Source organism: Nocardia arthritidis, from assembly GCF_011801145.1.
In the GTDB taxonomy this organism is placed as follows: domain Bacteria; phylum Actinomycetota; class Actinomycetes; order Mycobacteriales; family Mycobacteriaceae; genus Nocardia; species Nocardia arthritidis_A.
This window is the reverse complement of the sequence record NZ_CP046172.1, coordinates 1,573,034-1,592,320: the sequence shown is the minus strand read 5'-3', so window position 1 is coordinate 1,592,320 and position 19,287 is coordinate 1,573,034. Positions and strand designations below refer to the sequence as shown.

Here is a 19,287-nt window from a genome sequence, read left to right as displayed (position 1 = left end):
AGGAGTTGCATCCGATATGACGACCAGGCTCGAGCACAATGCCGCCGACACCCGTTTCGAAATCTATGTCGACGACGTTCTGGCCGGTTACGCCGACTACGCCGAGCGCACGGAGCCCAAGGTCCGGGATTTCCACCACACCATGACCTTTCCGGAGTTCCGCGGCCAGGGCATCGCCGCCAAGGTGGTCGAGTTCGCGCTGGCGGATTCGCGCGCCCAAGGGTTTTCGGTCATCCCCACCTGCTGGTATGTGGACAAGTTCATCGCCGAACACAGCGAGTACGGCGACCTGGTCGGGTAATCATCTGGCCAGGATCAGCCCGAGTGCGTCGTGCAGGGCTCGCTCCGGGTCGCTCGGGGCGTCGACGGTGCGCCAGGCGACGATGCCGTCCGGCCGCACCAGGCTCGCACCCGACGGGCCGATCCCGTAGCGGGCGCGGAATTCACCATCCGTGTCGGTCAATTCCCTGCCGATCGTGTGAGTGCGCAGGCCGCGACGCTCGGCGATACCGGACCAGAATCCGCCGTCCGCACCGGACAGCAATACGAAGTCGCGGCCGAAAAGGTCGATGGTGGAAAGCTTTTCGCCATTGCGATGCAGCCGAACGTGCGGTGCGCGGAATCCGGGGCGCCCACTCGGCCGGTACGGGTCCTCGGCGTCGGCGCGATCGTCGTCATCGATGAGCACCGCGGACGAGCGGTAGCGGAAACCGAGCGTCAGCTCGGCGGCGCGCTGACGATCGGGGATCCCATCGGCGTCGGGCTGCGCCCCCGGCCCGCGACCGGCCACCAATCGCAGCGCCTCGGCGACGACCCGCTCGGCGATCGGGCGGCGCTCGTCGTCATAGGTGTCGAGCAGTTCGGGCCCCGCCGACGAGTCGAGTACCGCGGCGAGCTTCCATGCCAGGTCGTACGCATCGCCGATCGCGGTGTTGCCGCCGAATCCGCCGCTGGGCGGCGTCACCTTCGCGGCATCACCCGCGAGCAACACCCGCCCCACCCGGAACCGGTCCGCCACCGTCGCCGCCATTTCCCACGGCCGCACGGCCAGGATCTCCGGTTCGAGCTCCGGCGATTCGGTGATCAGCCGGATCAGTTCAGTGCACCGCTCGGTGGTGAAGTCCGCAGGCGACTGTCCGGCGGCCGGGTCGTAGCCGATGCTGAACACATGCCGATCGATGGCGTGGTCGACGGTGACGAATATGCCGTAGCCGTGTATCCGTTCGTTGTGCAGCACATGCAGGGCCCGCCGCTCCCGGTCCAGCAGATCGCCGAGATCGGCATCGAAGATGATGCTCACGCTGTGGCCCAGGCTTTCGCTGCCGTGCCGGTCAATGCCGAGCTGCGCGCGCACGCCGCTGCGGTTGCCGTCGGCGGCGACGAGGTAATCCGCGCGCACCCGGCTGGTCCGCTCGGGTCCGCGGAGTAGGGCCGTCACCCCGTCGTCATCCTGGGTGAAGGACACCAGCTCGGTGCCGAAACGCAGTTCCGCGCCGAATTCGGCAGCGCGCGTTCGCAATAGCGGCTCCAGCTTGTCCTGGCCGAGCGTGCCGACCCCGGCCGGGGAAAGGGTGCTCAGGTTTTCGGCGACGGTCTCGGGCGGCTCCTCATGGAAGGCTGGTCCCGCCAGAGTGGCCGCCATCCGCACCCGGAGCCCAGGGGTTTTCGGGGTGATCGTCGGGATGTCGGCCGCGATACCGCCATATCCGAGCAGTTCCATCGTGCGCTGGTTCTGCCCGACCGCCCTCGGGAACAGCGATGTTCCGGTGTGCCGCTCGACCAGCAGCACGCCGACTCCGCGCCGGGCCAGGAACATCGCGCTGGACAGTCCGGCCAGCCCGGCGCCGACGACGAGTACCGGCACGCTTTCCCCCACGATCGCTACCTCCGCGAATCGGAAACCTTATCTACCAAGGATGTTCAGCGCAGCAGGATCCAGTGTGCGGTGGGACCGTCACCCGCACAACCGATTTTGACCGCAGACCCGTGACGGTGCCGAGTGGGTGGCGGCCACGACGCCCGGGGCTCCCGCGTCGTGGCCTTGCGTCCGATCGCTACTATCCGGCGGAACCCGTTGGCGGCCTGGAGTTGTCGACTACCGCGCTGCGGTAATCGATCCAGATCGGATCGCGCCACAGCTCGCCCGGACGGGTGCAGCTGACGCTGATGTTTTCGGTCGAGTGCGGGCGGACACGCTGCCGCACCACCACCTGCCCGGTGATGCGGTTCTGGCCGAAGTCCGTGCACTGCCCGACGCCCTCTACCCGATAGGTATCGTCGGTGTCGTTGCGGCAGGTGAATCCGTCGCACGAAACACCGGGCGCCAATTCCTGCGCGGCGGCCTGTGGCGCCAGCACGCCCACCGCACTTCCGAACAGAGCAGCGATACCAAGGCCGACTGCCACCTGGCGACGCATGCGCATAACTGAATCAACTCCAATCGAAGGCCCGACCCGCGCGCAAATCTACCGATGAGCTCGACAAATGGAATATCTCGGCATCATCGATAGATCATCCGGCCGTCACCGCCCAATGGGCGCTGTCGACGAAGTCGTCCGCAGACCGCGCACGGCCGGAGCGAATGCGGAGGTACGCCTAACCCGCGAGGACCTCGCACATGTCCTCGTAGGGGCCCACCAGAGCCAGCAGTTGCCGCGTGACCTGACCGCCCTGCCTCGTCACCCGCACCGACATGAGGCCGTGGGAGATGTACCAGTGGTGCCGGGCGGAGGCGGGCAAGTCGGAGCCGTGGAGTCCGGCCGACCAATCACCGCCGCTCAGTACGAAGTCGTCCGGGTCGAGTGTGGGATAGACCAGCGTGCCGTCGCCGGATATGTTCCGGTCCACTGTCCGTCCAGTGTCGGTATTCGTTATCCGAATCACCAAAGCGCCTGTCTCCGTGCCGAATACGGGTCGACCCGCGCCGTCGTACCAGACCTGTTCGGTCAAATCGCTCACCGGGAACTCCACGTGCGCGGGAAACGCGCACACCTCACCCGCCGGATAATCGAACGGTGTGGATCCTGGGTGGGTGACGACCGGGCCCCCGGTATCCGCCTCCGCCGGACCGGCGAACACACCCGCGGCGGCAATTATGGCCAGGGACACGATAATTCGTCCACGCATCGCAATACTCCTCTCGGATGCGCGCCAATTCTGCCCCGGAACTTTCATCGGCCGACGGCTTTTCGGCCATGCGCCGCGGATCCCGTACAGGCGTTTGCGATTCCGGGCTTTCTGCTCCGGTTAGCGTCACAGTGATTTGCCATTGACCCGTAAAGTTTCCGGGCGATCGGCAATGCGCGGAAGGCTAGCGCAGATATGCGGCGACGATCGGACCGATCAGCGCGAAGGACTCCGGCGCGGTGAGTTTGTTGTGTTCGTACGGAATTTCGTGGTCGACGAGTTCTCCATCGATGTACGGGAGCCAGGTGTCGGCATTGGGCGTGCCCGCCGCCGTGGAGTCGGTGCTGCTGAAGAACAGCAGGTCACCGGTGAAGCGGGCGGGTCGATGGTCGGCGGCCTCGCGAACGAGCTCGAGATAGTCGGCGTATAGCCGGTTCAAGGTGTCGGCGGTGAGGGAGGGACCATCGGTGGTGCGCAGCAGGGCCGCGGCGCGTTCGGCGAGCGTGGTGTCCGCCGGTTGGTCATCGACGAGCGCCGCCGGGTCGATGCCGCCGAATTCGGCCAGCAGGTACTCGGGCGACGGTGCCTCCGTTGCGCTTTCGGGTGCGATGTCGGCGCGTCCGTCGATGATGATCAGCGCGGATACCTGCGCGCCGCGGCGTTGCAGTTCGACGGCGACCGCGTGTGCGATCGGACCGCCCGCCGAGTAGCCGAGCAGGCAATAGGGGCCCAGCGGTTGAGTTCGTTCGATCTCGTCGGCATAGTCGGCGGCGCGTTCGACGAGGCGGCGCGGTGCCACCTCGGTCGTCACGCCGGGCGATTGCAGGCCGTACACCGGATGGTCCGGGTCGAGGTACCGCACCAAACCCGCGTAGCCCCACGCCAATCCGATGGCCGGATGAATACAGAACAGCGCGGGACCAGCACCCGTCCGGCGCAGCGGCAGCACCGGCCGCAGCGCGGGGTCGGCACCGCCGCCCTCGGCGATACGTCGGGCCAGCGCGCCCGGCGTCGGATCACCGAATATCCACTGCACCGGCAGGTGGCATCCGGTTCGCGCCCGGACGGCGGCGACCAGCCGGATCGCCACCATCGAGTTGCCGCCGAGCTCGAAGAAGTTGTCGTCCAAGCCGATTCGCTCCGCACCGAGTACTTCCTCGAATGCGGCGACGACGGCGTGCTCGGCCGTTGTCACCGGTGGCCGGTAGGGCAGGTTCGCCTGGGGCACCGTTACTTCCGGCGGTTCATAGGTGAAAGCCCCTGGCGGAGCGGTCACTTCCAGCGCACCGACCGCCACGCCCGGATGCGCCGTCACCGCCTCGACCACCTCGACATAGCGCCGCGCCATGGCCTCCGCGGTCGAGGGTTCGAACAGGTCGCGGGCGAAGATGAGGGTGCCGCGCACACCGGCGGGCGCACCGTCGGCGTCGAACTCCTCCATCAGCATCCACTCCAGCTCGAATTTCGCGCCGACGGTGGGTGTTTCGACCGGCCGCAGCTCCAGCCCCGCGAAATTTATCGGCTGCCGCTCGAAGTTCTGTAGCACCAGCAGCACCTGGAACAGCGGGTGATAGGCCGTCGAGCGGGCGGGCGCGAGCAGCTCGACCAATCGCTCGAACGGCAGGTCGGCATTACCGAAGGCGTCCAGATCGCTGTCTTTCGTTGCCGCCAAGAGGTTTTCGAAGGTGGCCCTTTGATCGACGCGGGTGCGCAACACCAGCGTGCCGACGAACATGCCGACGAGGTCGTCGAGTTCGCCGTCACCGCGCCCGGCCGTCACCGTGCCGATGGCAATATCGTCGCGTCCCGACAGCCGGGACAGCAGGATCGCCAGCGCGGCGTGCGCGACCATGAAGACGCTGACGCCGTATCCGCGCGCGAGCTCCTGGATCCGTTGCTGCCCCGCGGCACTGATCCGGAAGTCGACGGATCCGGCGCGCTCGGACCGCACCGCGGGCCGCGGATGGTCGGTCGGCAGCGTCGGCGCGTCCGGCAGACCGGCCAGCGCGGCGCGCCAGTACGTCAACTGCCGATGCGCGACGCTGCCGGCATCGTCTTCGGCGCCGAGCGATTCCCGCTGCCACAGCGTGTAATCCGCGTACTGCAACGGCAGCGGCGTCCATCGCGGCGCGGCTCCGGATCGCCGAGCGGCCCAGGCCACCATGACATCCCGGGTCAGCGGCGCGAGCGACCAGCCGTCGGCGGCGATGTGATGGGTGACGACCACCAGCAGGGCGGGCCCGGAATCCGGTCGCAGCAACCGGATCCGTATCGGCAGCTCGCGGGTGAGGTCGAAGCCGGCGGCCGCCGACCGCATCGCTCGCTCCAGGGCGTTGCCCATGGAGTGTGTCGAAACCTGTAGCGGCACAATCACTTCTGATATCGGAACGATGTGCTGATACGGCTCTCCCCCATCGTCGACGGGGTAGACGGTCCGCAGCGACTCGTGCCGTGCCAGCACATCGGCGATGGCCGCACGCAGCACCTCCTCGTCCAGATCGCCGATGACCTCGAAGACGCCGGGAACATTGTGCGCGGGTGAGTCCGGGTCGTAGCGGTTGAGGAACCACATCCGGTGCTGGGCCGCCGACAGCGGAATCCGTTGCGGCCGTTGCCGAGGGCCTGGCCGGGGTCCGGGCGGCGATGTCGCGTCGCGCACCGCCTCGACCAGGGCCGCGACGGTGGGTGCGTCGAAGACGGTGCGCACCGGGACCCTGATGTCGAGCGCCGCGCCCACCCGAGCGGCGACCCTGGTCGCGATCAGCGAATTGCCGCCGAGCGCGAAGAAATTGTCGTCCAGGCCGATTCGCTCGATGCCGAGCAAATCGGCGAAGATCGCGGCGACGGCGCGCTGTGACGGCGTCCGCGGAGCGCGATACCGGCCGGACCGGATATCGGGCGCGGGCAGCGCCTTACGATCGAGTTTGCCGTTGGCGGTGCGCGGCACGGCGGCGAGCGACACGATCGCGGCGGGCACCAGATATGACGGAAGCCGCTGGGATATGCGGTCTTTCAAGCGTTCCGGCGCGAAATCGTCCGGTTCGGCCGGAACCACATAGCCGACCAACAGTTCGCCGACCGCCGGATCGGTGTAGATATCGGCCACCGCCTGCTCCACCGACGGATCGGCCAGCAGTGCGGAGGCGACCTCGCCGAGTTCGATGCGCAGCCCGCGCAACTTGACCTGCGAATCGGCACGGCCGAAATAGTGCAACTCACCGCGCTTGCGGCGCACCAGGTCACCGGTGCGGTACATCCGCTCCCCCGGCGCGCCGCACGGATGGGCGACGAACCGCGTCGCGGTGAGCCCACCTTGGCCGTGATAGCCACGGGCCAAAGCGATTCCGGCGAGGTAGAGCTCGCCGATCACGCCCTCCGGCACCGGGTGCAGCCGCTCATCGAGCACCAGTGCGGTGACGCCCGGCACCGGCATGCCGATGGTGATCTCGGCACCCGGCCGCATCGCCTTTCCGGTGGCCCAAATCGTCGCCTCGGTGGGGCCGTAATCGTTGAAATGCCGACGCCCCGGCGCCGCCCACCGGGCGACCAGGTCCGGCGGGCATTCCTCGCCACCGGTGATTATCGCCGCGAGCTCGCCCCCGGCGACGGCCGACGGCTCGACCGACGCGAGGGCCGACGGTGTCAGCGCTAGGTGCGTAACCCGTTGCCGGACCAGAAGTTCCGCTAGTTCCGCGCCGCCGTATGCGGTCGGTCCGGCGATCACCATGGTCCCGGCGGGTCCGATCGCCATGAGCAGCTCGAGCACCGAGGCGTCGAAACTCGGCGAGGCCAGGTGGGCTATTCGGGACGACTTATCGGTGCCGAGGCGTTCCCGTTGCAGCGCAGCCACATTCGCCAGGCCCGCATGGGTCACCACCACGCCCTTCGGCCGACCCGTCGATCCGGAGGTGAAGATGAGGTAGGCCGGATTATCGGGCCGCAGCGGCGGCCGCTCATCGTCGCCTATCGCGGAGTCGGTGACCGAACGCACCGCGGCCGTGTCGGCGTCGTCGGTCGAAAGCCAACACACCGAGCGGGTTTCCAGTCCAGTGGCCACAGGCATCTCAACCGGGTCCCGGCTATTCGGCACCGGCCAACGCATCTCGCCGGACAGGCCCCCGTCGGCCGCGACCATATCGAGGTCGTCGAGCACCAGCCAGCGCATCGAGACAGATAGCGTCCTGTCGTCGGTGGCCAAAAGTACCTTGGCCGAGCGCGGGTCACCGATGATCGGTTCGCATGTCTCGCTGCACAGCCTCCCGGCAGCCGTCCCAGCGGCTGAAGGTCCCTCGGCTGCGTCCGGGTGGTCGAGTACTGGCCTGCGCACCTGGTCGAGCGGCGCACCAGTGGCCGCCGCAGCACCCGAGGGCATTCCGGCCATTCCCGGGTTGTCGAGGACTGACGAGCGTGCCTCGCCGAACAACCTCGCGGCGGCTGGGCCATTGGTGATCCCCAGTGTGGCACCGGAATCGGTGAGTATTTGAGTGATCCGCTCGGCCGGGTAGGTGGGATCGATAGGGACGAACGCGGCTCCGGATTTGGCGACCGCCCATACCGCGAGTACCGACTCGATGGACCGGGGCAACGCTAGCGCGACCGTACGCTCCGGTCCCGCTCCGGCGCGAATCAGCGTTCTGGCCAACCGGTTCGAGCGTCGGTCGAGTTCGCGGTAGGTCAGGGCGGTGGTTCCGTCGGTGATCGCGATACCGTCCGGGTTCGCGGCCACCGCGGCGGCGAGCAGGTTCGGCAGTGCCCGAGGCTCGGCGATCGGCGGTGCGCCCGGCGCCAGCAGCGCCGATCGTTCGGCGGATTCGAGTAGTTCGATATCGCCCACCGGGCATCCCGGATCGCGAACCACCGCGCGCAGCAGCCGGATCCAGCGCCGGGCCAGCAGTTCGATCGTTTCCGCATCGAAAAGGTCGGTGGCATAGGTGAATCGCGCCGAGAGTCCGGCATCGGTCTCGGACACGGTCACGCTCAAGTCGAAGCGGATCGCCCGCTGGTCGAGTTCCATTGCCGCCACTCGTAATTCGGGCAACTCGAAGGAGACCGGCGGCAGATTCTGGAAGACCAACATCACCTGGACCAATGGGTGGCGCGCCGCCGACCGCACCGGGTCGAGCACGTCGACCAGCCGCTCGAACGGAACATCGCTGTGCGCGAACGCATCCAGGTCGGCGCGGCGCACCCGCTCCAGTAGGGCGGTGAACGATTCGGCAGGGCGCACCTCGGTGCGCAGCACCACCGTGTTGACGAACATGCCGACCACACCGTCGAGTTCGGCCGCTCCACGCCCCGCGACCGGCGTGCCGAGCGCGATATCGGTGCTCACGGCGAGCCGGGCGAGCACCGCGGCGAGCGCACCGTGCAACACCATGAACAGCGTGCTCTGCCCGGTCCGCGCCAGCGCGGCCGCCGCCGCGGTGAGACCGGGATCCAGCTCGACCGCGACCGTGCCCGCCCGCAGCGACGCCGTGGCCGGACGCGGCCGGTCGGTGGGCAGCGCCAGTTGGTCCGGTAGACCGGCCAATGTCGTGCGCCAGTACCGTATCTGCGCGCTGAGCAGTGAGTCCGGGTCGTCCGTCGTACCGAGCCGTTCGTGCTGCCACAGGGTGTAATCCGCATACTGCACCGGCAGCGGCCGCCATTCGGGTGCGCGGCCCTGCTTGCGCATCCCGTATGCCGTCATCAGATCGGCGGCCAGCGGACCCATCGAGAATCCGTCGGCGGCGATGTGATGTACGACCAGCACCAGCACATACTCGTCCGGACCGAGCCGGAAAAGCCGCGCCCGCACCGGAATCTCGGCAGTCACCGTGAATCCCGCAGTGACACAGTCGAGTACTGCGGTAGGCAGATCGCCATCATTGATCGACTCCGGATCAAGCGGCGGCACAACGGAGTTCGCCGGCAGGATCACCTGATGCCCGACGCCGTCCCGATCCGGGTACACGGTGCGCAGCGCTTCGTGCCGGTCCAGCACATCGCCCAGCGCGGCGCGCATGGCCGCGATATCGAGCGATCCGGTCAAACGCAGCGCGACCGGGATGTTGTAGGCGCCGGAGGCCGGATCGTAGCGGTTGATCAACCACATCCGTTGCTGCGCGGGCGAAAGCGGTACCAGTGCGGGTCGCGGCATCCGCCGTGGGCCGTCCGCCTGCGCATCCGCGCCGATCCGCGCGGCCAGCTCACGCACCGTCGGCGCATCGAAGATCAGCCGCACCGGCACCCGCGCGCCGAGCGCGTCGCCGATCCGCGCGGCGACCCGGGTCGCGGACAGCGAATCGCCGCCCAGTGCGAAGAAATCGTCGGCCGCGCCGACCCGCTCGTGTCCGAGCACCGCGCCGAATGCGGCCGCGACCGCCCGTTGCGCACCGACCGGCTCCAGGTAATCCGCCAGCGTCCGTTCAGGTTCCGGCAGCGCGCGCCTGTCCACCTTTCCGTTCGCGTTCAGCGGCAGCGCCGCGAGCACCGTTACCGTCGCGGGGACGAGATGTCGCGGCAGTCGTGCACCGAGATATTCGAGGACGCGCGCCGGTGTCGGCGCGGCTCCGGCCGCCGGGACCACATAGCTGGCCAGCACCTTGCCGCCCGCCGCGCCGTCCCGAATCACGGTCGCCGACATGGCGATTCCCGGTCCGGCGCGCAGCACCGCATCGACCTCGCCCGGCTCGACCCGGATTCCGCGCACCTTGGCCTGAGCGTCGTTGCGGCCCAGGAAATCCAGTCGCGTATGTGAGACGCGGCGCACCACATCTCCGGTGCGGTACATGCGGCTGCCCGCGGTCCCGAACGGGTTCGCCACGAACCGTTCCGCGGTAGGTCCGGACTGTCCGGCATAGCCGCGGGCCAAACCCGGGCCCATCAAATAGAGTTCGCCGAGCGCGCCGAGCGGAACCGGCCGCAACCACGGATCGAGCACGGCGAGCCCGGCACCGGGCAGCGGTGCGCCGATTCCGATCGGGTCGCCGGGGGCCAGCGGCGCCGAGCAGGTCGCGGCGACGGTGGCCTCGGCCGGACCGTATGAATTCAGCAGCGCCCGACCGGCGCCCAGCCGAGCGGACAGCTCCGGTGGGAATGCCTCGCCGCCGGTGAGGATCACCCGGACGCCGGACAGATCCGCCCGTGGCACGGTGGCCAGCATCCCCGGCGTCGCGACCAGTTGGGTGGCGGCGGTTTCGAGCACCGCCTCGCCCACTGTGTGGTCCGGCCCGGCGACCACCAGGGTCGCACCGGTCGCGAAGGTGGTCAGCCAGACCAGCGTCGATGCGTCGAAATTCGGGTTCAGACAATGTAATACGCGATCACCCGGGCCGACTCCGGTGCGCGCGCAGAGCCCGGCGACCAGGCCGGACAAACCGGCATGGGTAACAACGACCCCTTTGGGCGCGCCGGTCGAACCCGAAGTGTGGACGATGTAGGCCGGATGCCCCGCGCGCAGCGGCGGTCGCTCGGCGGCCGTGATCGCCTCGGGCGCAAAGCCTTCCCAGCATTCGCGAACCGCCGGATCGTCGAGCAGCCGCCAAGCGACGGTATCGGGCAGTTTGTCTTGCCACGCCGTGTTCGAAATCCCGAGCAGGGCACCGCATCCGGCCGCGATATCCGCGATCCGCCCGGCCGGATCGGCGATATCCACCGGGACGAACGCCGCGCCGGACCTGGCGATCGCCGACACCGCGACGAACCACTCCGCCGAACGCGGAAGCGCCAGCAACACAGCCGATTCCGGTCCGGCGCCCGCGGCGATGAGCAGGCGGGCCAGTTGATTCGAGCGGCGATCCAGGTCGGCATAACCGATTTCGACCGTCGCGCCGCCCGGCAGCACTGCACGCACCGCGATACCGCTCGCGTCTGCTCCGTTGACGAGCAGGTCCGGCAGTAGTCGCAGCGGTTCCGGACGCGCACGCAGCACACCCGGATAGTCACCCGCCGCACCGCCGCGCACCTGCCTGGTGCGCTGGCGCGGATCCGCCGCGAGCCGCGCCAGGATCCTGGCCAATCGTTCGGCCAGGCCGACCGCCTCGTCGTCCTCGAACAGCCACGGCGAATAGTTGAGCACCAGCCGCAAGCCATCCCTGGCATAGGCCGCCAACGAGAGCGGATAGTGCGTGCCGTCGCGACCGCGGAATTCCTTGACCCGCAACCCGGCCCGGCCGGTCGCCGCCGAAAGTGCCGCGGTGTCCACCGGATACGACTCGAAGACGGTGGCGGTATCGAACAGCGCGCCGACGCCCGCCACGGCCTGAATATCGTTGAGCCCCAGCGCATGATGTGCGATGAGCGCACCCTGCTCACGGCTCACCCTCGCCAGCAGCTCGCCGATTTCCTCCGCGGGTTCGAGCCGGATGCGCACCGGAATGGTGTTCACCAGCATCCCCACCATGCGGCGCACATGCGGTATTTCCGGTGGACGCACGGAAACCGTCGCACCGAAGACGATATCGTTGCCGCCGGTGAGTTCGGCCAGCAGCAGCGCCCAGGCCACCTGCACCACGGTGTTCAGCGTGACGCCGCGCTCGGCCGCGGTGCGCGCCAAGGCCGATGCGGTCGGCCCCGGCAGGGGCACATCCGAACTCAGCGCCGGGGCATCCGGGCCGGGCACCCGCGCGGCGGGCGGGCGAGCCGCGGCCACCAGCGTCGGCCCGGCCAGCCCGGCCATGGCGGCGAACCAGGCCGCGCGCATTGCGGAATGATCCTGTACTGCAAGCCATTCCAGGTACCGCCGGAAGGAGACCGGGGTATCGAGCGCGGAATCGTCGCCGGTTTCGTAGATCGCGAGCAGTTCGGCGAACAGCAGCGGCATCGACCAGCCGTCCAGCACCACATGGTGATTGGTGATCACCAACTGGACCTCGTGTGCCCCGCGACGCAGGCACAGGAATCGAATGAGCGGCGGCCGATCCAGCCGGAACGGTTCGGCCAGTTCCGCATCCGCCAAGGCCGCACCGTCGTGCGGATCAGCCGTCACGCACCGCCACGGCAGCTCCACCTCCTCGAGCACCACCTGCACCGGCGCATCACCGATGTGGAACGCGGTACGCAGGGCATCGTGGCGCCGCAACAGGATTCGTGCGGCCGACGCCATCCGGTCGAGATCCACCTCCCCTTCCAGATCGATCACCGCCTGCACCGAATATCCGTCGGATCGGTGCTCCGCCAACTGCGCATGGAACAGCAGTCCGCGCTGCAGCGGCGCCAGCGGCCACACATCGGTGACACCGCGATAGCGGGACTCCCACTCGTCGATCCGCGCCTGTGTCGCCGCCACCAGCGGCAGATCCGAGGGTGTCAGCCCACCCGCGTGCGGCTCGGCGAGCAGGCGCGCGATCGCGTCCAGAGCCGAAACCCACTGCCGCACCAGCTCTTCGACATCCTCGCGATCGATCACCCCGGACGCGAACCGCCAAAGCGCGTGCAGCCGCGGCCCCGCCGCGGTCTCCACCGTCACCGCATCGAGCGAAACCACCGCGGCGGCAGGCAGATCGGCATCACCGAGACCACCCAATTCCGCGCCGACCGCGACCGGCAACCACGGCCCGGATCCACCGCCCGGCACCTGCCCGAGATAGTTGAACCCGAACTCCGGAACCCGACGCAATCGCGCACCGGCATCCTTGTTGAGATAACGCAGAACCCCGAACCCGATACCGCCCCTCGGCACCTCACGAATCCGCTCCTTGACCGCTTTCAGAGCAGCAGTCATGAAAGCGCGCTCATATTGCGGCACAGCACAATTCGACGCTCCATCGAGTTGCGGCAACGAGCCCTGGAGCACACCGCTATCCGCATCCGGCACCGCACGCGACGTGTCGGGACGCGAGCGATAGTTCACGCCCGGCGTCATGCGTGGCAGGTCGAGCCGCAGCGGGAACTGATTGGTGAACCAGCCAACTGTGCGCGAAAGATCGGCCCCGGGCACCGCTGCCTCATCACGACCGTGCCGCTCCACCATCACCAGCGCGGAATCCATACCCGGCCGCCACCGCGCGACGGCAACCGCGAGCGCCGCGAGCAGCGCGTCCTCGACCCCGGCCCGGAACGCCACCGGCATCCGCTCCAGCAGCGGCCGCATCGTCTCCACCGGCAGCCGCACCTCGATTCGCCCGGTGTCACGCCGCAGATCTCGCGCCGGATCCAGCGCCCGCCGCCCCAGTACCGCTGCGGGACCGGCCAACACATCGGCCCAGTACCCGACCTCCGTGCCCCGCGAATCATCAAGTGCCGCACCGGAAAGCGCATGCGCCCAAGTCCGCATCGAAGTCCCGACCGCTGGCAGAAGCGGCTCCACCCCAGCCGCAACCTGCCCCCACGCCGCAATCAGATCGCCGATCACGATCCGCCACGACACCGCATCGAACACCAGATGATGCGCCACCAACACCAACCGCCCCGGCGCCTCCGCCCCGGCATCCACCCAAGTAACCGCGAACATCACGCCGCTAGCAGGCGCGAGCCGCCGCGCGGCATCCGCGACCATCGCCGAATCGTCGCCAAGTTCGAACCCGGACGGCCCCGCTGCGGCCACGACGACGGCCGGACCGCCGTCCATGGCTTCGGCCGAACCAGCCCGCCGCTCAGGTGCACATCCCGGCGGGACATCCGCGACCTCCGCCGAATCCTCGCCACACTCGGACCCGAGCCGTCGCACGGCATCCGCGACCGCAGCCTCATCGTCGGTTCGCTCGGATGCGGGCGGCGCGGCGTCCATCGCCGAACCGTCGCAGAGTTCGGACCTGGGCGGCCGTGCGGCATCCTCGACCGCGGTTGAATCTCTGCCCAGTTCGGGCGCTGAGCCCGGCGCGGCATCCATGTCCGTCACCGAAGCCGCACCCGGTTCAGGCGCGAGCCGCACCGCCGCATCCACAGCGATGACCGAACACTCATCCGGATCAGAGGCGGACTCCTGCGCGCCGCCCAGTCCCCGGGACCGACCAGCCGCCCGCTCAGATGCGCGCCCCGGCGAGACATCCGCGACCTCGACCGAATTCACCCCTTGATCAGGTCCAAGCCGCCGCGCAGCATCCGCGACCGTCGCCGAATCTTCATACCGTTCGGGCGTGAACTGCGTTACGGCGTCTATCGCCGAACCCTCGCAGAGTTCGGACCTGGGCGGCCGTGCGGCATTCTCGACCGCAGTTGAATCTCTGGCCGGCTCGGGCACTGATCTCGGCGCGGCATCTTCGGTCGCGGCGGCATGGTCGTATCGCCACGACGCGGACTCATGCACTGCGGCGTCGATTCGATGGATCAGCTTGTCGGCGTCCACCGCGCCTACCGGTAGGACCTCGAGTTCTCCATCGATGAGGCGGGCACGGAGCATGTCGTGGCGATCGATGACGGCTTGCAGCACCTGGGCAAGACGTGGCCGATCGATGCCGATGGGGAGCCCCAGGACCATCGATTGGCTGAAATGTTCCCAGCCCGTTGGGTTTTCGAGTAGCCAGGCGACTATCGGGGTGTGCGGCATCCGGCCGGTCGCGCCGCCGGGAATCTCTTGCAGCACAGGGCGTTCGGTCGGCGGTGCGGTGACGACTCTGGCCAGGGCCGCGGGGGTTGGATGTTCGAAGACGTCGCGGGCCGAGAAGACCAAGCCCGCCGCGCGGGCGCGGGAGACCAGTTGGATCGCCATGATCGAATCGCCGCCGAGGGTGAAGAACGACGATTCGGCGCCGACCGGTCCGCTGCCGAGCAGTTCGCCGAAGAGTGCGCACAGCGCGCGTTCGGTCTCTGTTCCGGCGGCCCGGATCGCCTCGTGGGCAACCGGTTCCGGTTCGGGTAGGGCCCGCCGGTCGATCTTTCCGTTGCCGGTGAGGGGCAGCGCGGCGAGCACGGTGATGGTGGCGGGCACCATGTGGCCGGGCAGCCGCTCGGCGCAGAATTCGGTCAGCTCGGCCAGGTCCGGCCCCGGCCCGTCACGATCCACCGGAACCACATACGAGGCAAGCGCGGAACCGCCCGCCGCGGTCCGGCGCGGCACGGTCACCGCGATCTCGATGGCGGGATGCGCGGCGAGCACGATATCCACTTCGCCCGGCTCGACCCGCATTCCGCGCAGTTTCACCTGGAAGTCGGTGCGGCCGAGGTATTCGAGCACCGGACCGTCCGGCGCCGCGTACCACCGAACCAGATCGCCGGTCCGGTACATCCGAGTTCCCCTCGGCCCGAACGGATTCGCGACGAATCGCTCGGCGGTCGGCCCCCGCCGCCCGGCGTAGCCGCGGGCCAAGCCGGGGCCGGCCAGATAGAGCTCGCCCGGCATGCCGACCGGCACCGGCCGCAGCAACCGGTCCAGCACCAACAGCCGCATCCCCGGCACCGGCCTGCCGATGCCGGCGACCAGGCCGGGCGTCAGTCCCTCGGTGAAGGTCGCGGCGATCGTCGCCTCCGACGGCCCATACGAATTCACCAGTTTGCGCCCCGCCCCGAAACGCGCGACAAGCTCCGGCGGGCAGGCTTCTCCTCCGGTGGACACGGCGCGAACACCATCGAGCGCTCCGCTCGGCAGCGTGGCCAGAACGGCTGGTGTGGAACACAATTGGGTGATGCCGAACTCCGCTATCGCGCTCGCGAGCCCGCTATCGGCCACCGCGTCGCCCGCCGCGATCACCAACGTCGCGCCGGAACTGAAGGCCAGCAAGAGCTCCAGGATCGACGCATCGAATCCCGGGTTGAGACAGTGCAATACCCGCGACCCCGGCCCTGCCCCATATGCGTCGCGCACCGCGGCTACCAACCCGGCCAGTCCGGCATGGGTGACGACAACCCCCTTCGGCACACCGGTCGATCCGGAGGTGAATACCGCATAGGCGGGATGCTCGGGCCGAATCGCCCGCCGCACATCGCCTTTGCTCGGCAGCAACTCCGAAGGGACGATCCACGACACCGCGCCCGGCAGTTCGGCCACCGCGTCGGCGGACGTAATCCCCAGCCGAGCACCGCATTCCGCGGCCATCCTCGCCACCCGCTCGACCGGAACTCCGGCGCCGACGGGCACATACGTCGCCCCTGATCGCGCGATACCCCACAGCGCCACCACGGACTCCACCGAACGGGGCAGCGCGACAAGCACACTCGTCTCCGGCCCGGCGCCGCGGGCGAGCAGTGCCCGCGCCAGTCGATCCGACAGCCGATCCAGTTCTCCGTAGGTCAGCGTGCGCCCACCCGACAGCACGGCGACAGCCGAGGGCCCGGCCGCGCGCAGACCCGCGTCCAGGATCTCCGGCAGCAGCCGCGGCGACGGCACCACCGGACCCGGCACCCCGGCCAGCAGCCGCCGGTCCTCGTCGAGGAAGTAGTCGAGTGCGGCCACCGGAGTACCTGCCTCGGCGCCGAGCAGCGACTCGAACAGCAGCATGAACCGGTTGTGATGGCGGGCAAGGGAATCCGCGTCGTAGAGATCCGGATTCGCGGTGAAGTCGACATGGATCGGCGCGCCGGCTCCGTGCTGGTACAGGTTGACGAACAGATCCTCGATCGGACCCGAGGTGAGCACGTGCAGATTCGTCCGCACGCCGGTGAAGTTCACCTCGGCAGGGAACAGCATGATGTTCACCACCGGCCCGACGAACCCGCGCCCGACCGACTCGTCCTGGCGCATTTCCTCGTGCCGGAATCGCTGGTGCCGCAGCGCCCCTGACACCTCGACCCGGATCGCGGCGACGATATCGGCGACGGTGCTGTCGTCGGTCACCGAAATCCGCAGCGGCACCACATTCGCCAGCATGCCGCCCGAGCGCCGCAACATCGCGGTGGTGCGCCCGGATACCGGGAGGCTGAGCACCACCTCCCGCCGCCCGGTCAGCCTGGCGTAATAGAGCGCGAGCGCGGCCAGCACCAGCGCGGGCGCACCGGTCCCGAATCGGGTTTCCGCCGCGTTCAGTCGGTCGACAACGGTGTCGGACAATGTAATTCGATGCGTACGTCCCAGCGCATGCGCCGGTGCGTACGCATCGACCAGGCTGCACCGGCGCGGCATGCCCGCCGTGCGTTCGGCCCAGTACGCGGCGTCGCTCGCGAATCGGGGCGAGCCGCGGTAGCTCATCTCCGCTTCGTGGATCTCCGAGAGGCTCATGGCCGCAGCGGTTTTCGTCTCGGTTTCGGATACCGCGGCGTTGTACAGGTCGGCGACCCGGTACAGCAGGCTCGCCGACCCGAACCCGTCGAGCAGGATGTGATGGCACCGCGAATACCACAGCACCCGTTGCGGACCGACCCGGATCAGCGCGGACATGCCGAGCGGGTCACGCAGCAGATCGATCGGAGCGGCCACATCCGCGCGCATCCAGCGCAGCGCCTCGGCGTCGGGATCGGCGGCATCGCTGAGATCCAGATAGGCCATCCGCTGCTCGACATCCTCGGCCACGACCTGCCATGGCCGACCGTCTCTTTCGGTCAGCCGCAGCAGCCCGGAGCCGAACTCCCGCGCCGCCCGCACCGAAACCTCCCGCAGCACGGAGATATCGAGCGGTCCGTCCATCTCGATATATTGCGCCTCGTACAGCGGCACGCCGGGATCGAGTTGCTGGGCATACCACATGCCGAGCTGGGCCGGTGACAGCGGAAATTCCGATGTCGAAACACCGTGCGTCATAACGATTTTCCTTGCATCAGTCGGCGCGGCGCCCGGCGGGCATCGGCTCGTCGTCCGGCGCGGCGCGGTAGGCCGCCACCTTCGTGTCCGGATTCGCCGTCAACCGGCGCACCACCGCATGTCGCACGTGTGCGGGCAGCGCGGGTGCGAACTTCTTGACATAGGCCGACATCCACTCCGGCCGCTCCAGCAGGAAGGGAAAATCGGTGGCCATCATGCTGCGCACCACCAGCATCGGGATCGGCGCGTCCAGCGGGTGAAAATCCTTGTTCCACAGGCCCGGTTGCGCGCAGCCGGGGTAGAACTGGCCGAGCATCGTTGCGCGCGCGACGAATTCGGTCTTGAGTTCGGCATGCAGCTCGTCGATCAGCGAGTGGTCGCACAGATCCGGCAGTGCGGTGATCAGCGTGCGCAGCACCGCCGCCCCGCCGTCGACGGGCGGCAGCCTCGGAAAGACCTCCAGCGCATCGGCAAGCACCAGGCGCACGAAGTCCGGCAGCGGCCGGATACCCGGAATCCGGCCGACCCACATGAGATCTCGGCGAATCGACGGCCCGACGTACGGACAGATGGGCCCATCGCGCCCGAGCTCCGGCGCACTGCTCGTCAAATGATCTTCGACCCACGCCCGTACCACCCCAACGGCGGATCCGGCGAATGGGCACGGTTTCTCGATACTGGACAGCGGGATCCAATTCATCCCCGACCGCGGTCCGATAACGATCTTGGTCATGAGCTCACCTCGTCACGTTACGTGTCCGAGTATCCACCAAAAGTCAACAAAATTTCACGAGTAATTAGTACCCAATTTCCGGGGACTACCACATGGCAATCCAATGGTGAAATTCGTTAACACACGGGTCAGTTTTATCGATAATGCCCATTCACCGCTACACCGGCTCTGATCTGCGCAGATCAGTGATTAGAACCCGGCGATCCGGCCATCTTCCCCCGAAACCGCAATCGTGACAATAAGCGTCCGAGCCGATAACGAATCCGTCAATATCAACAGTGGAACACAACCCGTCGGCCTCGATTCCATTTCGGATCGATCGGCCGGTGAGTAAAAAACAGGGCGGTTCGGGGTCGAAACCCCGAACCGCCCTGTCCAATTTCGCCGCGCGGTCATTGCCGCAACGGCGCTCGCTCAGCGCAGCAGCGCCCGCGACATCACCACGCGCTGGATCTGGTTGGTGCCCTCGTAGATCTGGGTGATCTCTCAAGGTTTTCGGTCGAGCTGGCCGGATGCCGCCGAAAGCTGGTGCCACCTGCCCGTATTCGACTCGCTACTTCTCGGCCGTTCTGAGCCGTTTCGGGCATGCGACGGCCTGTAGACGGCCTGGCTCGCGCGGATAGATCGCCTATCCGCCACCTACTTCCATCCCTGCTTCCTCATACTTGCCGCCCTCAGCGGAGGGAGGGCGTGTCAAGGGTGCCGTAGGCATCGCGTAGCGACGCGACGAAGGAGCGCCCTTGACTCGTCCGAGTGGAGCGAGACAATCGGGCAATGAGGAAGCAGGGAGAAGCTGTATTCAATACCTATATAGAGGGATTCGGCAGTCGTCCGCTGA

Annotated in this window: 6 protein-coding genes and 1 pseudogene; 1 reads left to right on the top strand and 6 read right to left on the bottom strand. The window is 68.1% G+C overall.

Annotated elements, in window-relative coordinates:
- Positions 1-16: 16 nt before the first annotated feature.
- Positions 17-301: a GNAT family N-acetyltransferase gene (locus tag F5544_RS07005; RefSeq protein WP_167472426.1), complete on the top strand. Its 285-nt coding sequence runs from the start codon at positions 17-19 to the stop codon at positions 299-301.
- On the opposite strand, the gene rdmE is transcribed toward F5544_RS07005, so the two are convergent.
- The 6 genes and pseudogenes from rdmE to F5544_RS46210 all read right to left on the bottom strand — a co-directional run.
- The gene (gene rdmE, locus F5544_RS07000; protein ID WP_167472425.1) at positions 302-1,876 is read right to left on the bottom strand and encodes an aklavinone 12-hydroxylase RdmE; all 1,575 of its coding nucleotides are present in this window, start codon (positions 1,874-1,876) and stop codon (positions 302-304) included.
- A gap of 181 nt (positions 1,877-2,057) precedes the next feature.
- Positions 2,058-2,417: a hypothetical protein gene (locus tag F5544_RS06995; protein ID WP_167472424.1), complete on the bottom strand. Its 360-nt coding sequence runs from the start codon at positions 2,415-2,417 to the stop codon at positions 2,058-2,060.
- 178 nt (positions 2,418-2,595) lie between these two features.
- Positions 2,596-3,126, bottom strand: coding sequence for a hypothetical protein (locus F5544_RS06990; RefSeq protein ID WP_167472423.1), 531 nt, complete (start codon positions 3,124-3,126; stop codon positions 2,596-2,598).
- 184 nt (positions 3,127-3,310) lie between these two features.
- Positions 3,311-17,716: a non-ribosomal peptide synthetase gene (locus F5544_RS06985; RefSeq protein WP_167472422.1), complete on the bottom strand. Its 14,406-nt coding sequence runs from the start codon at positions 17,714-17,716 to the stop codon at positions 3,311-3,313.
- 16 nt (positions 17,717-17,732) lie between these two features.
- On the bottom strand, positions 17,733-18,449 hold the full coding sequence (locus tag F5544_RS06980; RefSeq protein ID WP_238847125.1) for a DUF6875 domain-containing protein: 717 nt from the start codon (positions 18,447-18,449) through the stop codon (positions 17,733-17,735).
- Between the two features lie 414 nt (positions 18,450-18,863).
- Positions 18,864-18,935 (bottom strand): annotated as a pseudogene (locus F5544_RS46210) (hypothetical protein); the annotation flags it as partial.
- Between the last annotated feature and the right edge of the window lie 352 nt (positions 18,936-19,287).

Coding starts and splice junctions, on each gene's coding strand:
- F5544_RS07005 (WP_167472426.1), top strand. CDS start 17: ATGACGACCAGGCTCGAGCACAATGCCGCCGACACCCGTTTCGAAATC.
- F5544_RS06995 (WP_167472424.1), bottom strand. CDS start 2,417: ATGCGTCGCCAGGTGGCAGTCGGCCTTGGTATCGCTGCTCTGTTCGGA.
- F5544_RS06990 (WP_167472423.1), bottom strand. CDS start 3,126: ATGCGTGGACGAATTATCGTGTCCCTGGCCATAATTGCCGCCGCGGGT.
- F5544_RS06985 (WP_167472422.1), bottom strand. CDS start 17,716: ATGACGCACGGTGTTTCGACATCGGAATTTCCGCTGTCACCGGCCCAG.
- F5544_RS06980 (WP_238847125.1), bottom strand. CDS start 18,449: ATGACCAAGATCGTTATCGGACCGCGGTCGGGGATGAATTGGATCCCG.